Consider the following 7,419-nt stretch of genomic DNA (forward strand, 5'->3'; position numbering starts at 1 on the left):
GTTTTTATGGATAAGTTAATTCCACTTTCTGTTCCAAACTTTAAAGGCAACGAGCTGAATTATGTAGCTGATGCTGTAGAATCTGAATGGGTGTCTACGGGCGGTGCATACATAGACAGATTTGAAAAACAATTTGCAAATTATTTAAACGTCGATACCGCTGTCGCATGCCAAAGCGGAACCGCTGGACTACATTTAGCATTAATTTTAGCGGGGGTTAAAGCCGATGATGAGGTAATAGTTCCAACGCTTACATTTATAGCCGCTGTTAATCCCGTGAAATATTTACAGGCTCATCCTATTTTCATGGATTGTGATGATACTTTGTGCATGGATATGGATAAGTTGAGGGAGTTTTGTCAGACAAAGTGTAACTTCATAAATAATAAGCTCATTAATAAATGGACTGGAAGACATATAAAAGCAGTCGTAGTTGTGCATGTTTTCGGTAACATGGCAGATATGGCTGCAGTTATGGATATTGCTGAGCAATATAATCTCAAGGTTATTGAGGACGCTACTGAAGCCTTGGGATCTTACTACATTGATGGTTCTTATAAACATAAATATGCTGGGACAATCGGAGACATTGGGGTTTACTCTTTTAACGGTAATAAAATAATTACTACCGGTGGGGGGGGCATGTTAGTTTCATTAGATACAAACACGATGAAGAGAGCAAGATATTTGTCTACACAGGCAAAAGACGATGCAATTAAATTCATTCATGGAGAGGTTGGCTACAACTATAGGATGACCAATCTACAGGCTGCATTAGGTGTGGCACAATTGGAACAGCTTGAATGTTTTATAGAAGTAAAAAAAGAAAATTATTACGAATACAAAAATTGTATAAATAATGAGATAAAAGGTTTAAGAATATTAGATTTCCAAGATAATATTAGACCAAATTATTGGTTTTATTCCTTATATATCGAGGATTTTGATACGTACTCTCGCGAAAAAATAATAGACCATCTGTCGAATAATAACATCCAAACACGCCCTATATGGGGACTTATCCATGAACAAAAACCTTATTTGAACGCCCAAAGTTATAAGATAGAAAAGGCATTTCAATATGCTAACAGAATTGTTAATATTCCATGCAGTAGCAATCTGTCCGTTTATGATGTGCATAAGGTAATCGATAATATAAGTGCTATTATATAGAAGTTAGATTATCTTGAATTGCTGTGTAATTCTTAAGAAATGACTGTCGGTTACAGCTTCAGAAGGTTGTTCCAGAGAGGTGCTTTTTAATGACAATGCGAAAAAAAGACATAGTAATTATAGGTGCAAGTGGGTTTGCAAAAGAAATTCTATGGCTACTTGAGGTGAACAATAAACAAAAGGATGAATGGAACATTTTGGGCTTTATTGACCAATCGTACCAACAAGACGCAGAGTCGATTCACGGATATTATATTGTTGGCGATGATGAGTGGCTGGCAAATTATAAAGATGAAATATATGCCGTATGTGGGGTAGGTACTCCGTCCTTGAGAAAGAGAATTGTTCAGAAGTTTAAGGATAATATGAATATCATTTTCCCAAATATAATCTCGCATAATGCGGTTTCATCTGAAAGCGTGAATATGGGGAAGGGATGTATAGTGTGTTCCCATACTATACTTACCGTTGATATACAATTGGGTGATTTTGTAACTATTAATTTAGATTGCACTGTTGGGCATGACGTAGTTTTAGAGGATTATGTTACATTATATCCAAATGTGAATGTTTCAGGCAATGTACGGATAGAAGCAGAAACCGAAATTGGTACAGGAACGCATATTATTCAAGGTTTGACTATTGGAGAAAAAACTATAGTTGGTGCTGGTGCAGTTGTAGTCAGAGATTTACCAAGCTATTGTACTGCTGTGGGTAATCCTGCAAAAGTAATAAAACAAAGAGATGCAAGTTCATAATATTAGCGGTTTGGAGTTGTCAAATTTGGTTTAGTCCCTAAACTCGTAATTTTAGTACCAATTTATGGTTATAATATAACTGGCTCTTATCTACAGGCAGGATAGTGAAATGCTGGAGAGCAACACGAGCGGCCGGTAGAGTTCTGCTAAGGATAGCCAGGGGATATATTTAATCACCCTGGTATCTTTATTTCTATCCTTAGGAGAACCAAAAAGCGATAAACTCAAGAGGCGAAGCCTCTTAACTGTTACACCGCTTGGGGTAAACGCTCTCGATAATACTGTGAACGCATTACTAGGGGCGGATAACCTCCGTTTGGAGTGTAAATTCGTTTCCGATTGTAATAGGTTTCTATAAATCTAAACACTATGCTTTTAATCTTTTCCATACTCATTGTTTCGGTTCTGAATTTATAGATGCTTTCTTTCTTTAATGTGGCAAAAAAGGACTCCATTCTGGCATTGTCATAACATTTACCAGTACTGCTCATACTCTGTTTCGCACCATGCTGGGCGAGTGCTTGACGGTAGATCCCGCTTGTGTATTGACTACCCCTGTCCGAATGAAAGACCATCCCATAGGCTTGATACCTCTTAACACCCGAGGTAAAGGCTTCGACACATAGCTCGGCTCTCATGTGATTTGCCATTTTAAATCCCACGATACTTCCATCGAAACAATCCAATACGGCGGCTAAATAAAGCTTTCCGTCAGCCGTTGGGATTTCTGTGACATCTCCAAGCCATTTTTGATTGGGTGATACTGCAGAAAAGTCTTGTTTGATGAGATTGGCACTGGCTTGAGCGGCTAGATCTGCTTTGGTTATTCCTCTACAGTGATGTTTCTTCTTGAGCATAAGATGGTTGATTTTACAGAGCTTAAGGATTACATAATAGCTACCGGTATAGCCTTGATAAAGTTTTAAATGGAGATAAATCCTGTATGCTCCATAGTCCGGGTTGTCCGCACGAATTTGAAGGATCTTAGCCAAAAGTTCTTCGTATTTGTAAGGCTTGGACTGCCTTTTTAACCACTTATAATATCCGGCTTCACTAACCAGTAATACTCTGCACATGGTTTTTATGCTGTGCTTGGTTTTCTCTTTAGTTTTGTGAAACCACATCCAATGAAAAAGCTCTCGTGCAGCTATTTCTTTTGGCTCTCTGCGAAAAAACCTAAGGCCCTTTTTAGAATATCATTGGCGGCTTCAAGGTCTTTAATCTTCTTTTCCATTGCTTTGGTTTCAGCTGTTTTTGGGTCAATACGTTTATGTCCGCTGCCAACAAAACTTACTTCTCCATACCGTTTTGATTGATTTTTCCATGAGTATAGCGTTGTTACTGGAATCCCCAGTTTCTCTGAGGCAGCCGTCGTCCCTAATTCGTAAGACAACTTGATGGCCTCTTGTTTGAAGTCTTTGTCGTATTCTCGCATCTGGATTTACCTTCTTTCGTTTTTCCTATTCTTACCAGAATTACGAGTTTTCTGACTTAACTAAAATGATACTACTCCAGTTTGATCATGGGGGTCATTCAAACGAAGAGACTATCAATTATATTGTTAAGAGGATCGGGTAGTTGAGAAAAGGGGGTGTAAGACTTGGATATTAGTAAGTTCATAATCGTAGAGACTATGCCTATTATCGAGACGATGGAAGCTATAAATAATAATGGACACGGAGTTGCGTTCATATGCGATAATGGTTGTTTACTAGGAGTAGTAACTGACGGCGATATTAGACGGCATATACTTAAAAATGGAGATTTGAAACGCCCTGTTGGGGAAATAGCAAATTATAACCCCAAATACGGAACGATTGGAGATTCTATTGATATAGCAAAGTATATGCGAGAACAAGCAATTGCAACATTGCCAATGGTGAATAAGGATAAAATAATATTATCAATTCATTTTGTTAATTCGAATCCAGTGCATAAGAATACTAATCTGAAAATTCCGGTTGTTATCATGGCGGGTGGAAAAGGAACAAGATTATATCCTTATACACAGATATTACCAAAACCACTTATTCCTATAGGAGAAAAAACTATTACAGAGTTGATAATGGACCATTTTGAAGAGTTCGGTTGCGATCAGTTCAACATGATAGTCAATTATAAAAAAAATCTTATAAAAGCTTTTTTTCAAGACAGTGAACAAAAGCGGTTCGTTGAATTTACTGATGAAATAGAATTTATGGGAACTGGAGGAGGATTAAAGCTTCTAACAGGTAAATACAATTCCACTTTCTTCATGAGTAATTGTGACGTCATAGTTCAGGATGATTACAGCGAAATTCTAAAACACCATAAAAAACAAAAGAATCTCATTACCATTGTGTGTGCTATTAAAAATGTGATCTTTCCATACGGCACAATTGAAGTCACAGAAACAGGACAAGCTTCCCAACTTAAGGAAAAACCTAATTTCTCATTAATGACAAATACAGGGTTTTACGTTATTGAACCAGAGTTATTAGATAGAATACCACCCGACACGTTTATACATATTACGGACGTAATACAAAATTGCATAGACGTTGGAGAACGAGTAGGAGTATATCCGGTATGCGAAAGCGCATGGTTAGATATGGGGAATATGGAAGAACTGGAAAGAATGAAGGAACGATTGAGCTGAGATATCTGATTTATACTACGTATCCAAGAGAGGTAGTGCTATATGAAAAATGAGTTGCTTTTATGTACAGTTATCTTCTCACAGAATATACCTTATCTTGAGTCTTTCTTTGACAGTGTATCAAATCAAGATACACTGTCATTTGACTTTCTAATTATTAACGAGGATGTGGATATTACACAGTACACAAAGTGGACTAACAATGCAACGATTCTACAATCAATTGGAAATCCTATAGAAAACCGTCTTCAGATGATAAGGTATGCAAAAGAAAAACAGTACAAATACATTACTTGGCAAGATAGCGATGATATGTGTTCACCTGAAAGAATAACAACTATATTGGAGGAAATCGGAGATTACGATGTCTTAGTACATGATATGCGTATTGTAGATAATGTTGGAGATGAAATCTGTGAATCATTTATTGGTGAGCGCTTTTGTAATATGGATATTTGTTTTGAAGATATTAAATACAAGAATTTCATTGGCTTTGGAAACACTGCAGTGCGGGTAGATTGCTTGAGCTCTAATATGTACATTCCTGAATCAATTAAAGCAGTGGACTGGTGGATAGGATGTTCCTTGGCGCTAGACGGAAACAACATTAAGTACATTGATAAAAGATTAAGTGATTATCGACAGTATGATTCTAATTTAGCACATTTAAAAATTAGTTCTACGAACCAGTTAAAAAAACAATTGGGAATTATTAATGCACATTATATTGAAATAATTAAATCGTTAGTAAAAGATAAAGTGTTACAAATTGAATTAAAACAACATAATCAAAAAATTGAAATGATAATAAACAAATTTCCTGAAGAGGAGCTTAAATCAACTTTATTAGCCTCATTTAAGGACGAATACACAAGCCAATCTGTTTGGTGGGAAGAGATTAACGATATTATTAAGGGGGTTAACTATAATGGCAAAGCTATTATTTAACAACGGTGCAGAGATTGAGGATTACGGTAAACCATATATTATTGCTGAGTTAGGTGCGAATCACAACGGTGATATGGATTTAGCTAAACTGATGATTGACGAAGCGAAAGTAGCGGGATGCTCATGCGTCAAGTTCCAGTCATGGACTAAAGACACCGTATTCTCAAAGAAAGTGTATGAGGATAATTACTTTTTAAATGACGACTATAGGAATCGTTCGGATTATACACTTAAGGAAATAGTGGATACTTTCAGTGTATCTGAGGCGGAGCTATATTCAATGTATCAATATTGTACTGAAGTTGGGATAGACTTTACATCGACACCTTTCAGTAAAAAAGAGGTTGATTTTTTAGTTGACAAATGCAACGTATTATTCATTAAAATTGCGTCTATGGATTTAAATAATTATCCTTTCCTTAGATATGTAGCACGTAAAGGGGTTCCAATAGTTATTTCAACTGGCTTAAGTGATACTGCAGAAATTGACAAAGCGATCAGTGTAATTGAAGCCGAAGGTAATACACAGATATGTATACTTCACTGTATTTCAATATATCCTCCGAAATTTGAGGATATAAATTTGAAGAATATACTTGGATTACGCTCTATGTATCCCAAGTATCCAATTGGATTCTCAGATCATTCGTTGGGAGTTGAGATACCTTCAGCTGCAATCGCACTTGGTGCATGCATTATAGAGAAACATTTCACTCTTGACAAAGATATGTTCGGTTGGGATCATAAAATTTCTGCAACTCCAGATGAGATGAGAGTGCTTATTCAATACGCGCAAAATATAAACCAAGCATTAGGCACAACTAGAAAGGTTGTTTGCGATGATGAGATAAAAAAGAGAGATGCGTTTAGAAGGAGTATCGTTGCAGGAAAGAACATTAAACAAGGAACTGTTTTAACAGAGGCGGATCTTGATTTAAAACGACCCGGAATAGGAATACAGCCAGATAGATTAGATTGGTTAATAGGTAAATCGGTTAAACGAGATATAGGATATGATGAGTTATTAAGGGAGGAGGATGTGATGTGATTGCAATTATTCCAGCTAGAGGTGGGTCGAAGGGACTACCAAGAAAAAACATACTTCCCATTAGCGGAAAACCACTTATAGCGTATACTATTGAAGCTGCGCTTAGAGCGAAGTGTATTACTGAAGTAATTGTGACAACTGATGATGATGAGATTGCCGAGGTTGCTAAGGTTTATGGTGCCAGTGTGCCATTTTTAAGACCTGACTATTTGGCATCAGATAAAGCCTCAGCTGTGGATGTTTATATTCATGCTGTTGAATGGCTTAATAAGATTAGGGAAGAAAACATATCAAAATTCATGGTGCTTTTACCAACAGCTCCATTACGAACAAGTGAAGATATTGAAAATGCATATAATCTATTTTATCAAAATAAAGCTACTACTCTTATTGCTGTTAAAGAAGCAGATGTACCTCCAAATTGGTACATGGACATTGATAGCAATTTGCGGTTGAAGCCTAGCGGATTCGGCGGAGCAGATAACATGGCTAATCGACAGGAAAATAAAAGATATGGAATTGTATGTGGAGCTATCTATATTCTTGATTATCAATTACTAAAAACCAAAAGAACATATTATTGTGATGACACATTAGCCTTCGTTATGCCAGAAAATCATTCAATTGACATAGACTGCAAAGCAGATTTTGAGTATGCAAAGTTTTTGATGACCAAATTGTAGGCAATCAGGTTTGGTATAAGGAAATAATTTGTAAGCGGTGGACTAAATAGCGGTAAGCGTCTAATAAGACAGTGTATAGAAACCTAATTAATGCTCGGGTCGGAAAAGGCCTTCGAAGTTCGTCTTCGGGGGTCGTCTTTTCCTCCCCAAGGGGACTGGTACTTCCCGAAT

8 protein-coding genes are annotated in these 7,419 nt (G+C 36.7%); 6 read left to right on the forward strand and 2 right to left on the reverse strand.

Translation table 11 applies throughout. From position 1 onward, the window contains the following. Window positions 1-6 precede the first annotated feature (6 nt). Window positions 7-1,173, forward strand: coding sequence for a LegC family aminotransferase (locus ACYQ3Q_RS22675; protein WP_459930742.1), 1,167 nt, complete (start codon window positions 7-9; stop codon window positions 1,171-1,173). Between the two features lie 89 nt (window positions 1,174-1,262). After that, window positions 1,263-1,931, forward strand: coding sequence for an acetyltransferase (locus tag ACYQ3Q_RS22680; protein WP_459930743.1), 669 nt, complete (start codon window positions 1,263-1,265; stop codon window positions 1,929-1,931). Between the two features lie 248 nt (window positions 1,932-2,179). On the opposite strand, the gene ACYQ3Q_RS22685 is transcribed toward ACYQ3Q_RS22680, so the two are convergent. Then, a complete protein-coding gene (locus ACYQ3Q_RS22685; protein ID WP_459927236.1) occupies window positions 2,180-3,055 on the reverse strand; it encodes an IS3 family transposase in 876 nt (291 codons plus the stop codon). A 23-nt stretch (window positions 3,056-3,078) separates the two neighbouring features. Then, entirely contained in the window at window positions 3,079-3,366 is a 288-nt protein-coding gene (locus ACYQ3Q_RS22690; RefSeq protein WP_459927235.1) for a transposase, read from the reverse strand. Window positions 3,367-3,531: 165 nt separating this feature from the next. Here ACYQ3Q_RS22690 and ACYQ3Q_RS22695 point away from each other — a divergent pair, with 165 nt between their 5' ends. Genes ACYQ3Q_RS22695 through ACYQ3Q_RS22710 form a run of 4 tightly spaced genes read left to right on the forward strand, consistent with a single transcriptional unit; the run spans window position 3,532 to window position 7,248 of the window. After that, the gene (locus ACYQ3Q_RS22695) at window positions 3,532-4,569 is read left to right on the forward strand and encodes a sugar phosphate nucleotidyltransferase (protein ID WP_459930744.1); all 1,038 of its coding nucleotides are present in this window, start codon (window positions 3,532-3,534) and stop codon (window positions 4,567-4,569) included. A 42-nt stretch (window positions 4,570-4,611) separates the two neighbouring features. Then, window positions 4,612-5,517 carry a glycosyltransferase gene (locus ACYQ3Q_RS22700; protein WP_459930745.1) on the forward strand — a complete coding sequence of 302 codons (906 nt, stop codon included), beginning with the start codon at window positions 4,612-4,614 and terminating at the stop codon, window positions 5,515-5,517. Beyond that, complete coding sequence (locus ACYQ3Q_RS22705; protein WP_459930746.1) at window positions 5,498-6,565, forward strand: N-acetylneuraminate synthase family protein; 1,068 nt, start codon at window positions 5,498-5,500, stop codon at window positions 6,563-6,565. The genes ACYQ3Q_RS22700 and ACYQ3Q_RS22705 overlap by 20 nt, the downstream gene beginning before the upstream one ends. Beyond that, window positions 6,562-7,248, forward strand: coding sequence for an acylneuraminate cytidylyltransferase family protein (locus tag ACYQ3Q_RS22710; protein WP_459930747.1), 687 nt, complete (start codon window positions 6,562-6,564; stop codon window positions 7,246-7,248). The genes ACYQ3Q_RS22705 and ACYQ3Q_RS22710 overlap by 4 nt, the downstream gene beginning before the upstream one ends. The last annotated feature ends 171 nt before the right edge of the window (window positions 7,249-7,419 follow it).

Source organism: Desulfosporosinus burensis, from assembly GCF_054657535.1.

Bases quoted from the DNA above. Each gene is read 5' to 3' on its own strand.
- ACYQ3Q_RS22705 (WP_459930746.1), top strand. From the start codon at position 5,498: ATGGCAAAGCTATTATTTAACAACGGTGCAGAGATTGAGGATTACGGT.
- ACYQ3Q_RS22700 (WP_459930745.1), top strand. From the start codon at position 4,612: ATGAAAAATGAGTTGCTTTTATGTACAGTTATCTTCTCACAGAATATA.
- ACYQ3Q_RS22685 (WP_459927236.1), bottom strand. From the start codon at position 3,055: ATGTGGTTTCACAAAACTAAAGAGAAAACCAAGCACAGCATAAAAACC.
- ACYQ3Q_RS22680 (WP_459930743.1), top strand. From the start codon at position 1,263: ATGACAATGCGAAAAAAAGACATAGTAATTATAGGTGCAAGTGGGTTT.
- ACYQ3Q_RS22690 (WP_459927235.1), bottom strand. From the start codon at position 3,366: ATGCGAGAATACGACAAAGACTTCAAACAAGAGGCCATCAAGTTGTCT.
- ACYQ3Q_RS22675 (WP_459930742.1), top strand. From the start codon at position 7: ATGGATAAGTTAATTCCACTTTCTGTTCCAAACTTTAAAGGCAACGAG.